This is a genomic window from Bacillus sp. FSL R7-0685 (genome assembly GCF_038002425.1).
GTDB classification, from domain to species: domain Bacteria; phylum Bacillota; class Bacilli; order Bacillales; family Bacillaceae; genus Bacillus; species Bacillus subtilis.
Genome location: NZ_JBBOCN010000001.1, coordinates 3531054 through 3554135 on the forward strand (window position 1 = coordinate 3531054; position 23082 = coordinate 3554135).

General features: G+C 39.2%; 15 protein-coding genes and 1 pseudogene. 8 read left to right on the forward strand and 8 right to left on the reverse strand.

Annotation, left to right across the window (positions count from 1 at the left end):
* Positions 1-57: 57 nt before the first annotated feature.
* Both tagH and MKY50_RS18385 read right to left on the reverse strand, forming a co-directional pair.
* A pseudogene (tagH, locus tag MKY50_RS18380) lies at positions 58-963 on the reverse strand (teichoic acids export ABC transporter ATP-binding subunit TagH); the annotation flags it as partial.
* Positions 964-983: 20 nt separating this feature from the next.
* Positions 984-1811, reverse strand: a complete 828-nt coding sequence (locus MKY50_RS18385) for an ABC transporter permease (RefSeq protein WP_341117089.1) — start codon at positions 1809-1811, stop codon at positions 984-986.
* A 390-nt stretch (positions 1812-2201) separates the two neighbouring features.
* Between MKY50_RS18385 and MKY50_RS18390 the strand changes: the two genes are divergently transcribed.
* Positions 2202-3401, forward strand: a complete 1200-nt coding sequence (locus MKY50_RS18390) for a hypothetical protein (protein WP_341117090.1) — start codon at positions 2202-2204, stop codon at positions 3399-3401.
* Positions 3402-3745: 344 nt separating this feature from the next.
* Here the strand turns inward: MKY50_RS18390 and MKY50_RS18395 are convergent, their stop codons facing one another.
* The 3 genes from MKY50_RS18395 to tagD form a co-directional block, all read right to left on the reverse strand.
* Positions 3746-6322, reverse strand: a complete 2577-nt coding sequence (locus tag MKY50_RS18395; RefSeq protein WP_076457506.1) for a glycosyltransferase — start codon at positions 6320-6322, stop codon at positions 3746-3748.
* 310 nt (positions 6323-6632) lie between these two features.
* Entirely contained in the window at positions 6633-8768 is a 2136-nt protein-coding gene (locus MKY50_RS18400) for a CDP-glycerol glycerophosphotransferase family protein (RefSeq protein ID WP_341117091.1), read from the reverse strand.
* 143 nt (positions 8769-8911) lie between these two features.
* Positions 8912-9301, reverse strand: a complete 390-nt coding sequence (tagD, locus tag MKY50_RS18405; RefSeq protein WP_116315785.1) for a glycerol-3-phosphate cytidylyltransferase — start codon at positions 9299-9301, stop codon at positions 8912-8914.
* 364 nt (positions 9302-9665) lie between these two features.
* Between tagD and MKY50_RS18410 the strand changes: the two genes are divergently transcribed.
* Together MKY50_RS18410 and MKY50_RS18415 are read left to right on the forward strand one after the other, a co-directional pair.
* Positions 9666-10445 (forward strand): WecB/TagA/CpsF family glycosyltransferase, encoded by a 780-nt coding sequence (locus tag MKY50_RS18410; RefSeq protein WP_043858968.1) that lies wholly within the window; start codon positions 9666-9668, stop codon positions 10443-10445.
* Positions 10446-10464: 19 nt separating this feature from the next.
* Positions 10465-11628: a CDP-glycerol glycerophosphotransferase family protein gene (locus MKY50_RS18415; RefSeq protein WP_116315784.1), complete on the forward strand. Its 1164-nt coding sequence runs from the start codon at positions 10465-10467 to the stop codon at positions 11626-11628.
* A gap of 28 nt (positions 11629-11656) precedes the next feature.
* Here the strand turns inward: MKY50_RS18415 and lytD are convergent, their stop codons facing one another.
* Both lytD and manA read right to left on the reverse strand, forming a co-directional pair.
* Complete coding sequence (gene lytD, locus MKY50_RS18420) at positions 11657-14299, reverse strand: beta-N-acetylglucosaminidase LytD (RefSeq protein WP_341117092.1); 2643 nt, start codon at positions 14297-14299, stop codon at positions 11657-11659.
* A 129-nt stretch (positions 14300-14428) separates the two neighbouring features.
* On the reverse strand, positions 14429-15379 hold the full coding sequence (gene manA, locus MKY50_RS18425) for a mannose-6-phosphate isomerase, class I (protein ID WP_341117093.1): 951 nt from the start codon (positions 15377-15379) through the stop codon (positions 14429-14431).
* Positions 15380-15643: 264 nt separating this feature from the next.
* On the opposite strand from manA, the gene gerBA reads away from it, so the two are divergent.
* Genes gerBA through gerBC form a run of 3 tightly spaced genes read left to right on the forward strand, consistent with a single transcriptional unit; the run spans position 15644 to position 19328 of the window.
* Positions 15644-17095: a spore germination protein GerBA gene (gene gerBA, locus MKY50_RS18430; protein ID WP_086344390.1), complete on the forward strand. Its 1452-nt coding sequence runs from the start codon at positions 15644-15646 to the stop codon at positions 17093-17095.
* A gap of 5 nt (positions 17096-17100) precedes the next feature.
* On the forward strand, positions 17101-18207 hold the full coding sequence (gene gerBB, locus MKY50_RS18435; protein ID WP_024571918.1) for a spore germination protein GerBB: 1107 nt from the start codon (positions 17101-17103) through the stop codon (positions 18205-18207).
* Positions 18204-19328, forward strand: coding sequence for a spore germination protein GerBC (gene gerBC, locus MKY50_RS18440; protein WP_024571919.1), 1125 nt, complete (start codon positions 18204-18206; stop codon positions 19326-19328). The genes gerBB and gerBC overlap by 4 nt, the downstream gene beginning before the upstream one ends.
* A gap of 36 nt (positions 19329-19364) precedes the next feature.
* Here gerBC and MKY50_RS18445 read toward each other — a convergent pair whose 3' ends face one another.
* Entirely contained in the window at positions 19365-20738 is a 1374-nt protein-coding gene (locus MKY50_RS18445) for a sugar porter family MFS transporter (RefSeq protein WP_024571920.1), read from the reverse strand.
* 320 nt (positions 20739-21058) lie between these two features.
* Here MKY50_RS18445 and MKY50_RS18450 point away from each other — a divergent pair, with 320 nt between their 5' ends.
* Both MKY50_RS18450 and ywtE read left to right on the forward strand, forming a co-directional pair.
* Entirely contained in the window at positions 21059-22045 is a 987-nt protein-coding gene (locus tag MKY50_RS18450) for an LCP family protein (protein ID WP_116315778.1), read from the forward strand.
* 157 nt (positions 22046-22202) lie between these two features.
* The gene (ywtE, locus tag MKY50_RS18455) at positions 22203-23063 is read left to right on the forward strand and encodes a 5-amino-6-(5-phospho-D-ribitylamino)uracil phosphatase YwtE (protein ID WP_003244395.1); all 861 of its coding nucleotides are present in this window, start codon (positions 22203-22205) and stop codon (positions 23061-23063) included.
* Positions 23064-23082: the final 19 nt, after the last annotated feature.

The window sequence follows — 23082 nt, forward strand, 5'->3', positions numbered from 1 at the left end:
ACTAGAAGGTGTTTCATTTATGGGTCAGCCCATATCCAATAGCTTTAACTTTTAAACAAACATCGCTCCGGCGGCCAATACGAGCAGGATGGATAAACCTGCAATCGGAATGATATTTGCCAAAGATTTTTGTTTTTTCTTTTCTTTTTCAGGATGAGCTAGATCTTCTTCGGACAAAACCTTTTTGCGACTTGCTAATTGCTCTTTTTTATATTTGTCTTTCTCTTTTTTGGAAAGCTTTTTAAACCAGCTGATAAATTCTTTATATTCCTTTACGACCGTCTTTGTGTCATCAAACATGCGAAGCTCGCCATTATCGATCCAGGCGACCCGATCGCAAATTTTCTCGATTTGACCGATTGAATGGCTGACAAAGAAAATGGTTTTCCCTTGATTTTTAAACTCAGTAATTCTGTCGACACATTTATCATAGAAGGTTTGATCACCTACTGATAACGCTTCGTCAATAATTAAAATATCGGGATCAATATGCACTGAGATCGCAAAGCCAAGCCGGGATTTCATTCCGCTGGAATAGCTTTTGACCGGCTGATTGATAAACTCACCGATTTCTGCAAATTCAACGATGCTTTCATACATCTCATCAATTTCTTTATTTGTGAGACCCATCATTAAACACTTGAGACGAATGTTGTCTCTGCCCGTCAGCGCATTGTTTAATCCTGCGGAAATCGCAATCAGAGAAGGTTGCCCGTTCATTTCAATTTCACCGCTTGTCGGCGGAATGATTTTTGCCAGCAGGTTGGACATCGTCGATTTTCCCGATCCATTAATCCCCACAAATCCGATCGTCTCCCCTTCGTACACGTCAAAGGAGACATTCCGAACAGCAAAAAAACTTTTATCCTTATTCGGAAAAAACAGCCCTTTAATTTTATCCGATTGTTTTTCATAAAGCTGATACTGTTTTGAAACATTTCGAAACGAAACTTTTAGTTTCATCTTTAAAATCTCCTTACGTATTAAAGAAAGTCAACAAACCTATCCCTGAATTTCATATGCAGGACAGATCCTACGGTCAAGAGCAATAATGTGAAAGCCCAGAAATACAACGTGTATGTTATATCTTCGAAGAACCAGCTTCCGTCGAAAAAGCTGCTTCTAAATCCATCTAAAATATAAAAAAGTGGATTCAGTTTAATAGCTGTTAGTAAAACGGGATGCTCTTTCCCTAACTGATGTGCTATATCCCAAAAGATAGGCAACAAAAAAAACAGCAGCCTTGTCACAGATTGGAGCAAAAACTGATAGTCCCTAACAAGCACACTAATGGTTGAATTAAACAAACTAAAGGCAAACATAAATATAACCATACAGATAAAATAGTAAATGTATTCAATCCAATGAAGACTTGGATAAATACCAGACGCTATTAATGCAACGATATAAATCACCATCATCACAAAATAGCTGAACAGGTTTGCCACAATCGCTACTGAAGGAAGCGAGCTAATTGGAAAATTCATTTTGGCCACCATGTTGATTCGCTTATATACACTGTTTGAACCATCTAGAATCGTCGGGCTGATAAAAAACCACGGAATCAAACCGGCTAGCATCCAAATGATAAAAGACACTTCACCAATACCCGTAACCACATCAGTGCTTTTTCTAATCCCGATCCCAAAAACAAACCAGTAGGCCAACATTTGAATGAGTGGATTTAACAACTGCCACAGCACACCCAAATAGTTCATTTGGTATTTTGATTTTGTTTCGTAAGCTGCCAAGCGTAATATTAAAGAAAATGACGTTGCTTGCTCTTTCAGTATTCTCACTAATGCATTCATTCTAATCTTCCTTAAAATATTAGTTTTGGTTCACAAAAAGTCTAAATTAACACTGCTCTCTATTGTAACAGATAATGATTAATTTTTCACTTTTGGACTTAACCAAAGCATGATACCAAAATTCCCAATGTTACCCTGTTAATTATTAAAGGTTACTCTGAGCTGATCTGTAGAATATTTGACACTCAAGTACAATATGGAACCTTTTCATATTACAATTCAATATATCTAAAACTTGTTATTATCTTTTTTTGTATAGAATAAAAAGAAGGCGATGGTAGAAAGAAAATAAATTTTAATTAAAAGAACTATTGTTCCCTTTACAAGGGTAAAGAATGAAGCTATATTATAGAAGTTTTCGTTAGATACAATTTAAAATTTCTTGATCATATGTTTATTTCGATTAACCGTCCAAATGATGAAACTAGAACAATATTAAAAAATTTATTGAAAGAAGGATTACCTTTAACTCTATGGGAGGACGACGATCCTTCATTTGAACAAAATAAAAAAACCACTGAAGCTTATCATAGAATTTCCAAGGAACTTAATTTTGACGCAATTGTTTTTTTGGATGCTGACGAGTTTATTTATGGAGATATAACTGAAATCAAAGAAAACATTAAGCCAGGAAATGTCTATCAAATGGATAGGCTTGAGTACGTTTACTTAGAAAACGTTTCGTTTAACGAAAACGTTTTAGAAAAGATAAGGTATAGAAGAAAAAAGTATCAATCGGCAAAATCTTTAATTTGTCAAGACAAAAAGGATTATACAAATTATAAAATAGGGAATGGGAACCATTACGTTTATTATAAAGGAAAACAAAAAATAGACGGCAAGTTGAATCTGAAATTAGCTCATTTCCCTTATAGATCAACCAATCAATTCACCAACAAAAATATATTGAATTGGCTCTCTCTAATGTTTAACAATCCTGCCTTATTACATGCTGAAAACACTATTGGTGTACATTGGAGAAATTCTTATAAATATCTATTAGACAGGAATTTAAAATTGTCACCCAATGATCTATTCTCATATCTTTATAAATGCACTGATAAAGAAAGCTTTAAAGAAGAACTAATATTTGAGCCCTTGAATACAAAAGATATTGATTTAAGATACACTAACCTAGAGAATGAAAAGTCATTACAATATATGCTAGTAAAAGATTTTGAGTCAGCTTTAAATAAAATAGAGGAATTGAAAAATACCCAGCCCAATACCTTAACTAACTCGATTTACCCTTCCAAGTATGATAGTGGTTTTATTTATAATGAGGTCAAGTTATTAAATAATGCAAAAGTTTATGCACAAGATACCCTTCCTCGAATTAGAAAAATAGGAAATGAAGTGGAATTATCTGGAGCTATTAAAGGGATTTCTAAAGGGAAGTCAGAAGAATATATTGAATTTCCAAAAGAAATGGCACCGGATCGAAACTTTCAATATACCAATGTTTCTTCTCATGGCAGTTTAGCATATTGGCAAGTACAACCCAATGGACGGTTGAAATTATTAAGAGTCACTAATCAAAATGCTGATAATTTATCCTGGTATCCTTTTCATATTCGTTGGTTTGTTTGAATTTAATCAAAAAATAGAATCCTCCTTTAAAACACTGAGAGTGTACCTTATAGGGGGATTTTTATCTATTATATGGGAATATAACGTGTTTAACGGGAGGAATTTAAGCTTAAAAGATGGAAGTAATGTTACCCTCTAGTTTTCAAATAGACATACATAAAGCAACACGAACTTATATGTCAACACGCTACACGCTGTTCTTTAAATTATTACTTTCCATAATTTAATTTAACATGAAGTCATAAATAAACGACCTTAACTCGAAATAGAAAAACGAGTTAAGGCCGTAACAAGAAAAGTTATAACTGGACTGGCTTAAAGTCCAAAAATTAAACAAGCATTACTTAAACTTCCTCGGAACAAACTTCCCTATAAAACATTTTCATTGCTTGATGATTGTAATTTTCGTAGTCAAATCTCTTGAATCTTCTATTATAATTTAAATCCTTATTTAATGCCCTACCCCTGTCTTCCGAGTTATCTAACACGAATTTTTCCATTTCAGAAAAAAGTCCATCTACATCATTCGGAGCAAGCGTACCATACCCATCTTCTAAAATGCTTCGAGATCCTGCAATGTCAGTAGCAATTATTGGTTTATTTAGTACCAGCGTTTCTAACAACACCATTGGCTGGCCTTCATGATTAGAAGATAAAACGAAACAATCAGCTTTATTAATCAAGAAAAATGGATTTTTCATTTGTCCAGTGAATATAACACTTTCTTCTAGTCCCAATGTTTCAACCAAATCATTTAAAGTTTCCTTTAAGATACCGTCACCAATAATATAAAGCTTCATTTTTAAATTTTCATATTTGTTAATCAGTTGAGAGAATGCTTTAATTAATTTTTCTTGATCTTTTTCTGGTGATAACCTTCCCATGTTTACAAAGTTGATTTCGTTATGTTTAGGCAGCCTAATGCCTTTAATACTAAATGCTCCTGGCTTTTCTTCCTTTTGAATAATATAGTCTTGTCCCTCATAGCTCTCAATTAAAAAACCATGATTTTCCACAGAATCTTTAATTTTGTCTACATTTAATGAGTTATGAACATAAACCATCTTATTTGTATCAACATACTGTGCTAAATTTTCAGCATTTAGATCCCTAGTATGTTTTGCAACAGACACGATTTTATTAAAGCATTTATATAGAGAAAAGACTATGCCTAATTTACGTTTATGCTTATACTTACCATTTATGATTTTATTGGTCTCAGCAAGCATATCATTATGTTGATATATGCTTTTTTGGGGAAATTCTCCCAAAGACATGACCATCGTCCAGAAAGGTACGTATCCACTAAAATCGACCGCTATATCAATTCTCGCGTTTCCTAACATACGATTTATTTCTCTTTTAAAAATCTCTTCAGGCTTCCTTTTCGCTAATTCCTCGGTGTAACCCCTTTTATTCATCAATCCATGTAGATACCAGTCTTTTATGGTTAAGTTCATGCTTCCTACTCGATAGACCCGCTTTGCTTTTTCATTTATCCTGCTTATATTGTAAGAAGATTCTTTATCGTAGTTTCCTTTATCAATCACAATAACATTATACTTTTCGTAATCGATATTGTTTAATAAATTTATAGCTGAAGATGTAATACCATTATTCAAGAAACCGCCACAATAAATCAAAATGTTTTTTTTGTGAGGTTCTTTAACATCAAAGACACAGTCAGACTGTTCCTGTTTGCCTTTAAATATAATATCAACTATTTTTTGAGTAGAATCTCCAACTCTTTTGATATAGACCTCATTCATTTCTTGGTATACAGACTGATATCGGTCTTGTACAGACTCAATTTCTTTGATACATTTTGCAAGCTCATCTGTTGTTTTACATATTGGACCCGCTAGTGTGTTAACATCCAAGTACATGCCTCTTTTTTTCAGATACTGCTCTTTATCATACATAAAATACAGAATTGGTTTGTTGGTTGCCATATAATCAAAGAAAATACTTGAATAATCCGTTATCAGGATATCTACAAGCGATAGTAACTCATTTGTATCTATACAATCCGGAATACACTTATTCATTAATTGTTCATCGTGTTTAATGTATTTAAATAAAAGAGTATGGACCTTTAATATAAGCTGATAATCATCCGGAATCTTTTCATTCAATGCCGAAATATGATTAAATAGCTCTTCATTAATGTTGGAGACACTTCCTACTTCTCCTCTCCATGTAGGTGCATACAGAATAATTTTTTTATGAGGATCAAGTTCTATAATGTTTTCTAACGTTTTTCTAAGTTCTTCTTTATCTGTATTAAAGGTTAAATCCATCCTTGGATAACCCTCTTCGATGATTTCCCCATTGTAAAGGCCTTCTAAATCATGAGAATCAATTAATTTCTCTGAAGTGAATTTATTTGGAGATAAGATATAGTCACTATGCAAAAAGTTTCTTTGGATATTTTTATGCTGACCAATAGGCCCCTCCATATCTTTTCCAAGAGTTTTAAGAGGAGTTCCATGCCAAGTATTAATATAAATTTGTTCATCCTTCTTTTGAAAGTAGGTAGGAAAAGTAACATTATTAATTAAATATTTTGCCTTTGTCAAATATTTAATATATTCCTCACTATGAACTTTAACAAATCTTACATTTTTCAAGCCTTTATATTTATTGGCATATGGATTGTCCTGATCATTTAACGCCCATACGTGTGTAAAATTTTTGTATTCTTCATTGTTAACTAGATGCTTAAATATTGCATATGGATTGTCATTCATCGCTTTTCCATGATAAGATTCATAGAAAATAATATGGGGATCGATTTTATTTTTCTTGAAATTTCTCGTGTATTCAACAGTTCGTTTAAAATTTTTGTTGTTAGTGTATGTTTTAAATGGTTCTAATAAAAACTTCGCTCTTCTTTTTGCTATTTTTAATTTCTTATTCATTCCAATCTCCTCTATTTTCCTACTTATTTTAAAGGTAAATTTATTAGTTCATTATTCATATACAAGAAAAAAACTCTTCAGTTACTTCTACGTTTTGGTTGATTAAACTTAAACTTAATCACCTAAAGAATAAGGAGTAAGTATCTTACTATTTGCTCTCTAGTTCTATACATGAGAACCATAATAGCATAAGTTTCTCTAAAAGTTAAGAACACATTTAGCCAATAGGATCATTGCAATACACTAACCAATTTTAAGAAAGCCATTGCAATAATACAATGGCTTTGAAATAGTCATTAATGGAGATTTTTTACTCAAAAATTCTATTCACTACTTTTTCCGAAGAGTTGCCCGTCTCCAGGTAACAAAACCTTTCATAAAAAGGTTCAAAAATGTCTGGCAGGCGATAGTCAGATGTCTCTGTTTCCTTGATTTTCTCAATTACTCCCTCAGTCGTTTTGACTAACGGACCTGGTGCTTCTTGTTCAAAGTCAAAATAAAAGCCGCGCAGCTTGTCACGATAGGTTTCAATGTCTGGAACGAAGAAAATCATTGGACGTTTCAAATTTGCGAAATCAAAGAATACTGAAGAGTAATCTGTAATTAACAAATCAGATACCATATAAAGTTCGCGAATATCTTCATATGCTGAGAAATCATATGCGAATCCTTTGTACGGTGAAAGGTCAAAGTTTTCCGCGACTAAATAGTGCATTCTTAAAATGATGACGTAATTATCGCCGATCTCCTCTCGCAGCTTTTCCATATTCAAATCAAGGTCAAATTTGTATTTTCCTTTTTTATAGAACTGATCGTCCCGCCATGTTGGTGCATATAAGATAACCTTTTTATCTTCGGGGATATTCATTTTTTTCTTTATGGCCTTCATTGTTTCCGGGCGGTTGTCTGTATACAGAAAGTCATTCCTTGGGTATCCGGACTCAATCATTGTTTTGTTAAATTGAAAAGCGCGGGCAAAAATCTCGGTTGAATATCGATTCGGGGATATTAAATAGTCCCACTTCGATGCTTCTTTAGTGAAATTTTGCTTGTACTTCTCAGTGTTGGTGCCCGGCATGTGCACTTCTTCCATATCGACGGCAAGCCTTTTCAGCGGAGTCCCGTGCCACGTCTGCACATATGTCGTGTGCTTTGGTTTGGGTATCCATAAAGGGAGCCGGCTGTTTACAACCCAATATTCCGCCCTTGCCATGGCGAACAGCCACTTCAGCGTGAATCGGTTAATATAAGGGACATTTTTTTCTTCAAAAATTTCTGTATAACTCGGATTTACACTCCATATTAAGTTGTATTCCGGGTGATGTTCCTTCATATATTCATAAATTGCTCTTGGATTGCAGCTGTACTGCTTACCGGCAAAGCTTTCAAAAATGACGGTTTTCTTTTTAACAGGCAGTTTGCCGGCCAGTCCAAAAGTAAAATAGTATGCCCTCTTCACCATGCCCGAAATCTTTTTCTTTACTTCATTCTTGCCTTTGCGGATGACTGACATCAGCCTTTTACCTTTTCCTTTGGCAAAATAAACCGCACGGGTTCTGATCGTGTAATCATTCATTCTTAGACACATGCTCCGTTTTCGCTTCTGCGGATAAATGTGAAAACGAGCCGGTCCTTTTTTTGTGTCAACAATTGAAAAACTGTCTATATCATCAATCAGCCTGAATGCCCTGCTTTTTATAATGATTTCCTCCCCTGTTGCAGCATCTTCACCTACGTATTCTATATAAAACTGAAAGAAAGCAGGCATCCTGTTTTCTTCATATAGCTTTTTCAGATCAATTTCCACCTCAAACCCTACGGTATGATCTGAAGAATCAGCTGATAGATCGCCGCGCTGAACGTCTTTTAAAGGGAAATCAAAAAACCTCTCCTTATCGTTTTGGCTAATTTCCTTTAAAACCAGCTTTCTGCTTTTTACTATTGAACGTTCTTCAGCATCTAGCAGAAAAGTATAGCCTCCGATCATTAATTTTCCGTCGGAGCATAACTTCATGCTGTCTGGTTCAGCCACTGCTTTACTTCGTAAAACATCGAGAGCGAAGTGGCCTTTTAGGGTCTTATACGGTAAATAAATGAACTGATTGGCTCGATCCTTATGCCAAGACAGCTCGATCGGTTTTGATGCTGTGTAAATCCTCTTTTTACATTGATATTTCTTATTATTTTTATATAGTACATAAAAATCAATGACCGCTTCGTCTATCATCAGGTTAGATAGGTCATCTAAAGATACTTTCGCTGCTTTTAACTGCTCTGAATCGCTTATTTTGTTACATGTTACACGCATGTCTTTTTTCGTATTGCGGTTAACTGCCAAAACATCGACATGATCAAGAGAGACAGAACTTTCGAACACAAAATAGAGGCCAGTATCATTAATTTTTATTTCCAGCAGCTGAAATTTTATCGGAATTGCACTATCCATAAAGTCTGTCTACTCCTCTTTTTTTATTCAAAAACAAAGCTGTTCATACTTATTATATTAAAATGACTCGTATACGAAACAAAAAGCACTTCTTATCTTTTTTAAGAAGTACTTTTTTGAATTTTTATTATGCTGAGCCGACATTAAAGGTTCGCGATTTCCTCTTTGATCTTCGTCGTGGAAATCCCTTCGGTTCTCGGGAGGTAAACAACCTTGCAGTGGTCCTTCAGGAAGTCGAATTTCCCTTCCCAGTCATCCCCCATGACAAATACATCGATATCATGATTGATCACATCTTGTACCTTTTGATCCCAGTTTTTTTCCGGGATGACTTCGTCTACGTAGCGGATCGTTTCAAGAATCAGCTTGCGGTGCTCATAGCTGTGATATGCTTTTTTCTGCTTTTGAAGATTGAATTCGTCAGTCGAAATCGCTACGACTAGATAATCCCCCAATTGTTTTGCCCGTTCCAATAACTTGATATGTCCCCAATGTAATAAATCAAACGTTCCGTATGTGATGACTTTCTTCATTGTCATGCGCTCTCCTTTCTAATCTTAAGGCGAAAAGCTATATTAATATATCAAAAACACTCGATAAGTTACATTTATTTCACAGGTCTTTACTGATCATTCATTATAGCACATCGCCTATCAAACGTTAAGTATTGTTTAGTGTAAATGAAATTCCAAATTTTATCTAAAAAAATTTGAACCTTTTCTGAATAAGACGTAAAAAATCTAAAACTAATGTAAAGATATTGTTAAACTTTTATGAATGATCTATGCTAAAATATACGTTAGACCTCCTGAATTTATGGGCTGGTCTCTTAATCTTCGACTATCATACATTCGTATATACTTACACTTCTTAAACCGGAAGGAGGAAAAAACTATGCTGCAAACGGAAACGGTTCATCATCTTGCATATGTTAACGGGGATTTGCCCGGATTTTTGAGTCATCTTGAAGAATCCTTTATCGACCGCAATGAGGGGGCATTTATCGCAACGGTAAACCCTGAGATCGGGTATGCGGCTGCAAAAGACAAGGATTATTTTAAAACAGTTTCATCTGCTGACTTTATCCTGCCTGACGGAATCGGCATCGTCCTGACGTCAAGGCTGATCAACAGCAGATTAAAATCGAGGATCGCGGGGTACGATGTATTTATCAACCTTCTCGGCCTGGCTGACCGCAAAAAGAAAAGGGTATTTTTATACGGGGCCAAACAAGAGATTATTCAAGCTGTTGCAGATCGGCTTTCAACCGAATATCCCGGAATTGAGCTAGCCGGATACTCGCACGGCTATGTCAAAGACAAAGACGAAGTTGCGAAGCAAATCGCGGCTGCCAAGCCTGACATGGTTTTTGTGGCTCTCGGATATCCTCATCAGGAGAAGTTTATTTATGAACATAAGCATCTATTTCCTCAGGCGATTGCGATCGGCATCGGCGGGAGCTTCGACGTTTTCAGCGGAAAAGTGAAAAGAGCGCCGAAAATATTCATTAAGCTTAATCTTGAATGGATGTACCGCCTGCTGACCAATCCGACAAGGTGGAAGCGGATGCTGAACATCCCGAAATATGTCTTTTCCGTTCTGAAAGAGGAAAGAGTTCAAAAACAGCGGCACTACTATCCGGAGCAGATCAAAGAACAATCTAAAATCGATGTGTAGAAAAGAGTTTGAGTAACGAATGAATATACGTTCTTTATTGGTTATGATTTACTCGGCCGGTCTCGCTTTGACCGGTTTTATTTTCAGAAGGATAAAAGCTCGCGATAGAGCTGTATTGCTTGCTTCCTTTCCGGATAATGCGCGCGAGCTGCTTGATGAGTATGTCAGCAGCAGCTGGCCGTTTGAAATGGAAGTCCTTTTTACAAGGCACGCCGTTTCCCTTGCAGATGAATATCCTTCTGTTCGATCGCAAATAATCAACGAGAAAAATCCGATTCATCTCATTAAAGCCGTATACCGGATGTTTAGGTGTAAATTTGTGTTAACGGATAATTATTTTCTGCTGACAAGTGTTTTGAATAAACGTCCTCAGACGACATGCATTCAAATTTGGCATGCGTCCGGCGCTTTGAAGAAGTTTGGACTCGAAGATATCGGAAACCGCTATCGATCCGCCGGAGATATCAAACGGTTTAAAAAGGTGTATCGTTCATTTGATCATATCGTTGTCGGCTCTGAAAAAATGGTGGATATTTTCAAGCGGTCATTCGGAGTGAAAGATGACCGTTTTTTGCGGACGGGTGTTCCGTTAACTGATGAATACTTTCATGTCAAAAGAAAAACAGCTGACCGCCCGAACCAAAAGCTTATTCTGTATGCGCCGACATACAGGGACTATTGTTTGACGTCCATTCGTCTCCCTTTCTCTAAGGAGCAGCTCTCCAGAGAACTGAAGGGAGAATTTTTGCTACTGGTCAAACTACATCCAGCCGTGCGGAAACAGATTACTTTTGAAGAACACGAAGGGTTGATCAAAGACGTATCAGACGTTCCGTTAAAGAATTTGCTGATGGAAAGTGACATCCTGATTTCCGACTACTCGTCAGTTGCCTTTGAGTACGCTTTGTTAAATAAACCGATTTTGTTTTTCACGTATGATATGGCAGAGTATAATGAAAAACGCGGACTGATCGATGATTTTGAAGCAGTCATCCCCGGCAGAGCCTGCATGGACACCGAAATGCTGTTGAAAGAAATCAAAGAAATGTCCGATACAAAGGAAAACTTCAAGAGGTTTGCGAAAGAGTGGCATCAATATTCAACAGGTGATGCCAGCATGCGCCTGTTGAACTTTATGAGCGAGCATATGACAGAAAATGAAAAAAGACCGGCCGGTTCCTAATGGAACATGGCCGGTCTTTTTATGATGATTATCGATATTCCGGAACATCAAAGTAAAGTGTATAGCCGTCCAGCAATGAATACAGGCTGTACATGCGGTTTACTTGTTTGTACGCCCAGCCGATGTCTGTTGCGTATTGATGTGTCGCTGTAGCTGACCATCTCATTTTGTACAGTGTGTCCTGATTGTAAGCTGTGTTGTGGATATACGATGAGCCTATGAATTTAGCTCCGCCGATAATGGCCGCTTCTGGTGTGAACCAGCCCTGCTCGTACGCATATTTGGCTCCGTAGTAATTCGGATTGCTGTCGTATGCTCCAATTCCATACATGTTGTATACTTTTTTTCCGTTATAGGTTAATCCATTGGCTAAGGCGGATGTCCCGTTTCCTGTTTCCAGAAGAGCGTGTGAGATTAAATACAGTTCGTTGATGCTATATTGATTGGCGGCATCGATAAATGCCTTTGCTCTCCCTGTCAGGATGCCTTTACCCGCAAGCACTTTCTGATTGACCTCAGTAACGCTGAGGCCCGCTGTCTGTGACAGCTTGAGAAATTGGAAGTAGTATTTGCTGTCTCTGGTAAAGTTATTTGGATCCACGTATTGAACTACTTCATCACTGCTTGCGTTTCGCCAGCCCAAATTGATCTTAGCCCAGCCGTTTATCTGTCCGATGATTTTCACTTTATCGCCTTTTTTAAATTGGCCGATCACGTTTGTCGGGCTGACTTCCGGCGTTGACCGGATATTTAGTACGTCAGCCGTAACGGTTGATGTTGCTGTATTAATGTACGTGAGCGATACGTAAGCCGCTCCGTCTGTTTGCGGACTTACTGTCATTTGTTTTTGGACCATATCACGAAGCGAGAGATTGTAATTTGTTTTCATGATTTGCGGACCGTTTTTGATCTTCACGATAGATGATGTCCATCCGTATAATTGTTTTAGCTTCGTTGATGCCGCAGCAGCTGTATCATTGCCTGTGAACTGCTCATTTACGCTGATTTTATAAAGCGTATTGCTTTTCGTTGTATAGCTAGGGGTTACACTTTTCGATTTAAGATAGGTTAACCCATTATTCAATGCTGTTTTGCTGCTGAGCTGTGTTGTCACGATTTTGTATTGTGTATATGCTGTCTGGCCTGTTTTTGATGTTGTGACTGCGATATGATTTTGTTTGAAAAATGTTAAAACGCGGTCAATCTCTTCTTGGCTGATGATAGCTTCAGTTGTGATTTGATAGCTGCTCGCAGCTGTCTGACCGGTTTTCTGGCTTGCTGCTGATATATGATTCGATTTGAAAAACGTGAGTGCCTGATTGACTTTCGTTTGGTCAAACAGAGATTCGGTTGTGATTTTAAACGTGTCAGCTATTTGTTTTTTGACGGATTTCGCAGAAGCACTCAGCTGATTTTTCTTTAATATGTTCAAACCCTTTGTGACTTTTGCTTGATCTGATGTTTCTTCTGAGATGAGCTGATATTGATTTTCTGCTGTTGATCCAGCTGCTGTTTTTGTGGCTTTTACTTTTTTCTGAGCAAAGAAGGCTGCTGCTTTGTTTGCTTGCTGCTCGCCTAACATCTTGGCTGTCGTGATTTGGTAAGCCGCAGACGTTGTTGTTTTTTTGACGCTGGATGACGTATAATGCCATTTTTTCTTTTTAAAGAAAGTATCTACTTTTTGGAGCTGCTGTTTTGTTATCCCCTTCATATTCACGGTATATGATGTGCTTTTTCCAACCTGTTGATAACTGCCGGATACACCGGTGTTTTTCTTGATCTGGCTGATGGCGTCCTTTACTGTATTCAGGCCTTTGAAATAAGCTGATTGGACATTGTATGACTCAACGGTTGTTTTTTGATTGATGGACTTGTAGCTGCCTGTGATGCCAGTGCTCTGTTTCAGCTGCTGCAATAGAGTCTTGGCATTCGCTTCACCTGAAATAGCGGCAGTTGTGAACGTATAATAGGCTTGTCCTTTCACCGTTTCCTTTAATGATGCATGCAGCCCGGATTCCTTTTGGAAGGCGTTTTTGATCTGCGCTGCTCTGCTGTCTCCCACGATTGTGCCAGACTGAATGGTTGTGACAGACACCGTGTGTGTGATGGGCTGATACGAGCTTTTAATCCCTGTTTGCTTAGCCAGGCTCTGGATAAGCGCCTTGACTTTTGTCTCATCAGCAATGTCTGATGTCATGACGTTCATATAGGGCCGAGCTGCTCCGTAAGCTTTTACAGCGCCAGCCACTCCCGTCTCCTGTTTCAGCTTTGCTAGGGTAGTGTTGGCCTGTTTTTCTCCGGAGATGGCACCTGACGAGATGGTGACATATGGCTGTTTGCTTCCAACAGGACTTGACGTTCCTGTAATTGATGTCTGTTTGGCGAGTCCGCTCAGTATTGCTTTCGCTTCTGATTCGCTATGAATGCCTGAGGCGGAAATTTGGTAGGTCGTTGTTGTGCCTGAAGCCTGATAGGATGCATCCCAGCCAGTATCTTTTTCCAGTTTGGCGACAGCTTGTGAGGCTTGGCTTTCTGTACTGAACGTATTCGACGGCTCTACTTTATATAGTGAGTAGTCGGTATACGCGGCTGCCTGGGCAGAACCAGATATGGCAAAAAAGGCAAGGGACGCGGCGGATAGAAGCATAGGTGCGATTAGTCTCTTTTTCATTCCTTCTCCTCTTTCTTATTCTATGAGTATATAAAACTAGTTTATTTATCGGCACGCGCATGCTTCATTTATAGGTGAATCACTTCCATTTTCTAATAAAAAAAACTTAATCTCGAAGTGAGATTAAGTTTAAATATGAGACACGATAAGGGTACAAGTTCCTTTTATCGTAAAATCGGGCATTTGAGCCGGCAAAATAAAGTGATCACCTTTTTTGAGCGGACATGTTTTGTCCTCATACTTGAGCAAACCGCTTCCTTCTATCACGCTGCAAATCAGAAAGGATTCATCCTGAGCCATTTCAGCTTCGCCATTGATGTCCCATTTATACACCGAAAAATATTCCCCTTGAACAAACGTTTTAATGGTTATGCCTTTTCTTGATTCGGTCGATTCATCTATATACCCGTCCACATGGGGAACCGTGGCGGCATTGACCGCTTTGGCAAAATGAAGCTCTCTCGGACTTCCGTTGCTATCAAGACGGTCATAATCGTACACCCGGTATGTGGCATCTGAATTTTGCTGAGTCTCTAAAACAAGGGCCCCCTTGCACAATGCGTGCAGCGTTCCGCTCGGCACATAATAGAAATCACCCGGTTTAATTTTGATTCTTCGCAGCAGGCCCTCCCAGTCACCGCTGTTGATCATTGTGACAAGTTCGGTTTTTGAGCGGGCCGTATGCCCGTAAATGATTTCTGCGTTTTCCTTACAGTCGATAATGTACCAGCATTCCGTCTTGCCGAGTTCTCCCTCTTCGTTTTCTCCGGCATAGTAATCATCAGGGTGAACTTTAATTGACGTATCTTCCTTCACATCCAGCAGCTTTGTCAGAAGCGGAAACCGATCCCCCTCTATGCCGCCGAATACTTCACGGTGCTCTTCCCAAAGCTCGATCAATGTCTTTCCTTTATACGGGCCATTTGCAACAGTGCTCGGTCCTTTTGGATGAGCGGAAATGACCCAGCATTCCCCCGTTGATTCTGAAGGAATACTGTATCCAAATCTATCTCGTAAAGCGGTTCCGCCCCAGATTTTTTCTTTAAACACAGGCGTTAGAAAAATCGGTGATTGCGTCATGATCCGTACCCCTCCCCTGTAAATAACTGATCATCATTTTCCCGGTGCGCCCCTCTTACAAACGCCCGTATAAGCTGTCTTTTTCCGATGACAACATATGTACAAAGCATCATCTTTTCATTACCCCTTCAAAGAAAACGCTTCCTATCTATTATATCACGTCGAAAAGAAGCTTTGTTTCAGCCTTTTCCTCGATAAGAATAATTCTCCTTTTTTGATACAAATTAATAAAAACCGTCAATCTGTTTACGAAGGAGAGAAACTATGCAAATCGACTCTGATCTCCAGAACAATTTAGACACACTGAAAAAAACATTGGGACAAAACGACGATATGATGTTTTATACATTTGCTTTCGGAGATAGCAGACAAAAGGCGTGTTTACTGTATATTGACGGTCTGACAGAGAATAAAATGCTGGCGCAATACGTCATTTCTCCTTTACAAAAAGAGGCGTTAGCCCATAAGGAAAGCTCGATTGAAGACTTATCCGCCTTTTTTTTCGGCTTTCACCACAGCGTTGTTTCTACAATGAAAGAAATAGAGCAACTCGTTTTTTCAGGGCAAGCCATTTTGCTCGCTGATGGCTATCGCGGAGGATTAGCTTTCGACACAAAGTCAGTCGCAACACGCAGTCTTGATGAACCCTCCTCCGAAGTCGTGGAACGCGGCCCTAAAATAGGATTTATTGAAAAACTGCGGACAAACACGGCGCTTTTACGTGAACGGACGAGTGACCCTAATCTTGTCATCAAAGAAATGACACTCGGAAAAAGGACGAAAAAGAAAATCGCTGTCGCTTATATTCAGGATATCGCCCCCGATTATGTCGTCAAAGAAGTGTTTAAAAGGCTGAAATCAGTCAATATAGATAATTTGCCGGAATCGGGGACGCTTGAACAGCTGATTGAAGACGAACCATTTTCAATTTTCCCCACGATTTTAAGTACAGAACGGCCAGATCGTGTAGAGGCTGCTCTATTAGAAGGACGAGTGTCCATATTAGTGGATGGTACGCCGTTTGCTTTGATTGTACCGGCTACGGTTGACGAATTTATTCATTCGCCCGATGATTACAGCCAGCGCTGGATCCCAATGTCACTTGTACGCCTTCTTCGTTATTCCAGCATCCTGATCACCATTTATTTGCCCGGTCTGTATATTTCTCTCGTTTCTTTTCACACCGGGCTATTGCCGACTAGAATGGCCATTTCCATTGCAGGCAGCAGGCTTAACGTACCGTTCCCGCCTTTTATAGAGGCCTTTATCATGATCTTTACGATCGAATTGATTCGAGAAGCCGGATTAAGGCTGCCTAAGCCGATTGGACAGACAATTGGCCTTATCGGCGGGGTCGTCATCGGACAGGCAGCTGTTCAGGCACAAATTGTCAGTGCGCTTATGGTCATTGTCGTTTCTGTCACAGCACTGGCATCCTTTACCGTTCCTTCATACGCCTATAACTTTCCGCTGCGGATCATTCGGATCGGGGTTATGATAAGTGCAACAGCGCTTGGCATGTATGGCGTTATAATGGTTTATCTGTTTGTGATCGGCCATCTCATGCGCCTGAAAAGCTTTGGACAGGATTACATTATCCCGATCATGGCGCAGCCTGGACAGGATTTGAAAGACACAGTCATCCGTATTCCCACGATGTTTTTAAAAAGAAGACCGACACGAAACGATCCTGAAGATAACATCAGACAAAGGTGATGGCTATGAGGAAATCAGAGCATAAACTGACATTTATGCAGACGCTCATTATGATCAGCAGCACACTGATCGGTGCCGGGGTCCTAACCCTTCCCCGCTCAGCTGCCGAAACCGGCAGTCCGAGCGGATGGCTTATGATACTGCTGCAGGGCGTTATTTTTATTATCATTGTTCTGCTTTTTTTGCCTTTCCTTCAAAAAAACAGCGAAAAAACTCTTTTTAAGCTCAACAGCATTGTAGCTGGAAAATTCATCGGCTTTCTATTGAATTTATATATCTGTCTATATTTCATTGGGATTGTTTGCTTTCAAGCTCGGATTTTGGGAGAGGTTGTCGGATTCTTTTTGTTGAAAAATACGCCAATGGCAGTTGTGGTGTTTATATTTCTTGCAGTTGCCATCTATCATGTGGGCGGAGGCGTTTATTCAATTGCAAAAGTATACGCTTATATTTTTCCTATAACCCTTATTATTTTTATGATGCTTTTGATGTTCAGCTTTCGCTTGTTCCAGTTCGATTTTATCCGGCCTGTTTTTGAAGGAGGCTATCAAAGTTTTTTCTCTTTATTCCCAAAAACACTTTTATATTTCTCAGGATTTGAAATCATCTTTTATCTCGTCCCATTTATGAGAGATCCGAAGCAAGCGAAAAAGGCTGTTGCTTTTGGGATCGGGACTTCTACAGTGTTCTACAGCATTACTTTGTTCATTGTGATTGGCTGTATGACTGTGGCTGAGGCAAAAACGGTGACATGGCCGACCATTTCCCTCATTCACGCATTAGAGGTTCCGGGTATTTTTATTGAACGATTTGATCTGTTTTTACAGCTGACCTGGACAGCTCAGCAATTTACCTGTATGCTCGGATCCTTCAAAGGCGCCCATATCGGGTTAACGGAAATCTTTCATCTAAAAAATAAAAACAATGCTTGGCTGCTGACTGCAATGCTGGTTGCGACGTTTTTCATAACGATGTATCCCAAGGACTTGAATGACGTTTTTTATTACGGGACGCTTCTTGGATATGCTTTCTTAATTGTGATTGCAATTCCATTCTTCGTCTGGCTTTTAAGCTGGGTACAGAAAAAACTTGGGAGGGGTCAGCTGCAATGAAAACAGCAACAAAACTCGCAGTCATGTTTCTTATGCTGCAGGTTCTCTGCGGGTGCTGGGATGTCAAAAATATTGAGAAACTATCTTTCGCCAGAGGGCTGGCGATCGATGAGACAGATGATCACCAGTACAAACTGACGTATCAAAACCTTCTTCCCCAAAGCGAAGACAGCCAAGCATCCGGAAAACCCGAATTTGTCAATGTGACGTCCTACGGGAAAACTATTCTGGAAGCAGTCAGTGATGTATCCATCAAGGACCCTCCTGTTTATAGCGATCATTTAAAAGTGATTCTTTTGGGAGAAAAACTGATGAGGAATCAAAATGTAGACCAAGTCTTTAACCACTTTATCCGGGATGATGAGCTGCGGCGAAGCAGCTATTTGATGGCAGCCAGAGGGAATGCAGCTGATGTTTTCACAAAAGGAAACCCCAATCAGCAGCAGCCGATGCCCTCAGAAAAACTGATTGATTTGACAACTCACAGCGGATATAACGGTAAGATTATGATACCGCTGCGCATCGGCAGAGCATCTATATACTCTCAGAACGGGTACAGTTATCTTATTCAAGCCGTGAAAAACCAAAAGGGAAAAGCCAAGTATGACGGTTCAGGCGTTATCAAAAGAGGCAGCAATAAACTCGTTGGGTTTCTTTCAGCTGATGAAACCCAAACACTGACATGGGTCATGGGGACGATCCAAGGCGGTGTCATGCCAACGACAGATAAAGGACATCCGATTACGTTTGAAATTAAAAAGTCGAAAACGAAAATTAAGCCGGTCATTGAAAACGGAAAACCTGTCTTTCATATTTCTGTTAAAACGAAGGGCATCCTGACAGAAGACCAAAACCCGAATGAAAACTCGTTCAGCAAAAGTTATTTGCACAGGCTGGAAAACATTTTTGAAAAAAAGCTTGAACGAGATGTAAAGCAGGTGATGGATAAACTGCAGCACGAGTATAAAACCGATCCGGTCTTTTTATCAGACCACATAAGGATTCAACACCCTGACTACTGGAATAAAGTAAAAGGGCATTGGGATGAAATATTTTCTGAGGCTGATTTTAAGTACGATATTTCTTTTAAAATCATTAACTTTGGCACGGTGGGAAAGTAAGCAATCAAAAGGGTGCGCATGATCGCGCACCCTTTTTTATGTCCCAACAGTCTGCTGTTTTCCGGCCGATCCTCCCTGTCCGTTTTTGTCCCGTAAATCCTGCTCAATTTCTTCAAGGCTTTTTCCCTTTGTCTCTGTCACTTTAAATCGGACAAATAAGAACGCCATGATACCGATCGCGGCATAAATCAGGAATAAATAACTGATTCCGATCGCTTCCATTAATATTGGATAGGTTAGTGAAACAATCAGTGTCCCAACGTGCAACATTAAGGTCGAAACACCGGTCCCGATTCCTCTGACATGAAGCGGGAACAATTCAGGAAGCATCACCCATACAACCGGTCCCCAGCTGACCGCAAAGACAACGATAAACACGCCTAAACAAATGACGGTCGTCCATGAGGCAGCCGGAGTGTTATCGAAAAAGAGATTTACTAAAGCGAGAACGATCAAGCTGATCACCATGCCCGCATTCCCGAATAGCAGTAACGGCTTTCTTCCAATCTTGTCGATGATTTTAATCGCTACTAATGTCATGACAACATTGACTGTGCCGATTCCGACCGTGCCTAAAATCGAAGCGGAGTTTCCGAATCCGACGTTTGTAAAGGTCTTTGGCGCATAGTAGATGATCGTATTCGTTCCGATAAATTGCTGCAAAAAAGCGAGTCCCAAACCGGCAATAAGTGCTGGGCGCACCCATGGATCGAACAGCTCCTTCAGGCCGCCTTCATCCTGCTTTTCCGCTTCTTTTATATCATGTATTTCCTGATCAATATCTTTTGTGCCACGCAATTTTTCAAGAATGTTCTTCGCTTTGCTTTCTTCGCCATTCGTGAACAGCCAGCGCGGGCTCTCCGGCATAAACAAAATGCCAATGAGCAAGAGCAATGACGGCACAGCAGCCAATCCAAGCATCCAGCGCCACGCTTCGGCATCGGCAAATATGTAATTGACAATGTAAGAAAGAAGGATGCCGACCGTGATCATCAGCTGATTCAGTGATGACAGCGCCCCGCGTTTATGTTTTGGCGCCAGTTCAGATAAATAAAGGGGCACGATTGTCGTCGATGTTCCGACTGCAAGTCCCAAAATGATGCGAAACAGCACCATGACTCCTGTATTTGGGGCCAGTGCCACACCAAGACCGCCTATACAAAACAGCAGCGCGGCTGCCATAATTGCTTTTTTTCTTCCGAAACGGTCAGTCAGCTTGCCGGCCGCTCCTGAGCCCAATATCGCCCCAACCAGCAAGGAGCTGACAACAAGACCTTCTGTAAACGCGTTTAAGCCTAACTCCTTTTTCATAAATAAAATAGCTCCGGAAATCACTCCGGTATCATAGCCATATAACGCGCCTCCAAGAGCTCCGAAAAAATAAAGCCATATATTTGACTGCTTTTTCATAAAGATGACTCCCTTTCTCCATCAGCTGCAATGACATTGTCTGTGGGATTTTTTTAGAAAACTTTTAGCCTCTTTTTCCATCCATTAAACCTTTTTATTTTGCTGATCATAAGTTTTCCAATCATTTACTTGTATTTTTTTCAATGTCGCCGAAACATTTTACCTGCTGCGGCGTCTAATAAAGGTAGTTCTACACATCCGTAATCTTATTTGTCTAATACTAACATATAGGTATTTTTTTCTAAAAATTCCTTTTTTAAGTTTTGCTACAACAAATAAAATGGTAAGCTTCAAATATTAAGGAAACGTGAGGTATTGATATGGAGGAACGATTACAACACAAGAAGAAAAAGAGACGTCTGAAAAAATGGGTGAAATTCACAATTGGTTTATTTGCTATTCTAATTATTGTGACTGGTTCAATTAGTACGTATGCTTATATAAAGTTGAACAATGCGTCAAAACAAGCACATATTGATCTAAATGACAATGGTCAATCCGTTAAACGTATCAAAGAATTTGATCCAAAAAAAGACTCATTTACTGTATTACTTCTAGGAATTGATTCAAGAGATTTCAAAGGTGAGACGGTTGACGATGCTCGAAGTGACGCTAATGTCTTAGTAACCTTTAATCGAAAAAATAAATCAGCAACAATGTTAAGTATACCGAGAGATTCTTATGTTAACATCCCTGGTTATGGATATGATAAATTTACACATGCCCATGCATACGGAGGAGTAAAACTCTCGGCGAAAACAGTTGAAAACCTTCTAGATATTCCAGTAGATTATGTAATAGAAAGTAATTTTGACGCTTTTAAAGATGTTGTGGATGAATTAAATGGAGTTAGTATAAATGTGGAAAGTGAAAAAATAGTTAATCAAATTAAAAAAGATACAAAAGGAAAAGTTATATTAAAAACTGGCGTTCAAACACTAAACGGTGAAGAAGCACTAGCTTATGTAAGGACACGTAAAGCTGATACAGATTTTCAACGCGGCCAAAGACAGATGGAAGTTCTAAATGCCATTATAAAAAAATCGAAATCATTGAGCTCTATACCAGCATATGATGATATCGTTGATAGTTTAGGGGAAAATTTAAAGATGAATTTATCGTTAAATGATGCAATCGGTTTATTTCCTTTTATAGCTTCATTAAAATCAGTTGATACTGAACAACTTACCGGATCTGACATGTATCTCTACAGCTCTCGTGAGCGAAAAAAACTTTATTATTTGAAACTAAATAGTGATAAGCTAGAAGAAGTAAAAACCGAACTGAAAAATGACATAAACAACTAATTTTACCGGAATGGTTTACTGCCATTCCGTTTTTTTCGCTCAATTTGTTGAAAATTATCAAAGTAACGATTAGCCTTAATTTATATGGATTATGTTTCACAGGCAAGCTGAACATACTACACGAAGCAGCTTCATTTTTAAGGAGGTTCCCCTACATATGAAATGTATTGCGATTGATCTAGACGGAACATTACTGAATAAAGAAAGCGTCATTTCTGCGGAAAACAGAGAGGCGATCAAGCGGGCCGTTGATGCCGGCATCCTCGTCACCATTTGCACGGGAAGAGCGACATTTGATGTAAAAGCGCTGCTGGATGACTTGGACATCCCTATCATTGCAGCTAATGGCGGCACGATCCATGACACGGGTTACCGTTTGATCAGCCGGACATTAATGGATCAGGAAGCCGGTAAAGCGATTGCTGATTACTTACTTTCAAAAAACATTTACTTTGAGGTATATACAGATGACCATCTGCTTTCTCCTTTTGACGGCGAAGCTAAGCTGCACGCGGAGCTTGACATTCTAAAGAGCGCAAACCCAAACGAGCAGACGGATGACTTGTGGCAAGGAGCCATGACTCAATTCAAACAGTTTGGCATTAAACCAATTCCTCATATCGAATCGGTTTTTGACGGCGGTGAAAACATTTATAAGCTTCTTTGCTTCTCCTTTGATATGGACAAGCTGAAACAAGCGAAGGAAGAACTGAAGCATCATAAAAAACTGGCGCAAACCTCTTCAGGAAAACATATTATCGAAATCCTGCCGGCCTCGTCAGGAAAAGGACGCGCGTTAACAAAGCTGGCGGACATATACGGAATTGAAACACAGGATATCTATGCGATCGGCGATAGTCCAAACGATTTGTCCATGTTTGAAGTCGCCGGACACCGTATCGCCATGGAAAATGCGATTGATGAATTAAAAGAAAAAAGCACCTTTGTCACAAAAAGCAATGACGAAAATGGTGTGGCCTACTTTATAGACCAGCTTCTTTCAGGACAATATGCATAAAGAAAAGACTCCAGAGATT

Bases quoted from the DNA above. Each gene is read 5' to 3' on its own strand.
- MKY50_RS18385 (WP_341117089.1), bottom strand. From the start codon at position 1,811: ATGAATGCATTAGTGAGAATACTGAAAGAGCAAGCAACGTCATTTTCT.
- MKY50_RS18390 (WP_341117090.1), top strand. From the start codon at position 2,202: ATGTTTATTTCGATTAACCGTCCAAATGATGAAACTAGAACAATATTA.
- MKY50_RS18395 (WP_076457506.1), bottom strand. From the start codon at position 6,322: ATGAATAAGAAATTAAAAATAGCAAAAAGAAGAGCGAAGTTTTTATTA.
- MKY50_RS18400 (WP_341117091.1), bottom strand. From the start codon at position 8,768: ATGGATAGTGCAATTCCGATAAAATTTCAGCTGCTGGAAATAAAAATT.
- tagD (WP_116315785.1), bottom strand. From the start codon at position 9,301: ATGAAGAAAGTCATCACATACGGAACGTTTGATTTATTACATTGGGGA.
- MKY50_RS18415 (WP_116315784.1), top strand. From the start codon at position 10,465: ATGAATATACGTTCTTTATTGGTTATGATTTACTCGGCCGGTCTCGCT.
- lytD (WP_341117092.1), bottom strand. From the start codon at position 14,299: ATGAAAAAGAGACTAATCGCACCTATGCTTCTATCCGCCGCGTCCCTT.
- manA (WP_341117093.1), bottom strand. From the start codon at position 15,379: ATGACGCAATCACCGATTTTTCTAACGCCTGTGTTTAAAGAAAAAATC.
- gerBA (WP_086344390.1), top strand. From the start codon at position 15,644: ATGCAAATCGACTCTGATCTCCAGAACAATTTAGACACACTGAAAAAA.
- gerBB (WP_024571918.1), top strand. From the start codon at position 17,101: ATGAGGAAATCAGAGCATAAACTGACATTTATGCAGACGCTCATTATG.
- gerBC (WP_024571919.1), top strand. From the start codon at position 18,204: ATGAAAACAGCAACAAAACTCGCAGTCATGTTTCTTATGCTGCAGGTT.
- MKY50_RS18445 (WP_024571920.1), bottom strand. From the start codon at position 20,738: ATGAAAAAGCAGTCAAATATATGGCTTTATTTTTTCGGAGCTCTTGGA.
- MKY50_RS18450 (WP_116315778.1), top strand. From the start codon at position 21,059: ATGGAGGAACGATTACAACACAAGAAGAAAAAGAGACGTCTGAAAAAA.
- ywtE (WP_003244395.1), top strand. From the start codon at position 22,203: ATGAAATGTATTGCGATTGATCTAGACGGAACATTACTGAATAAAGAA.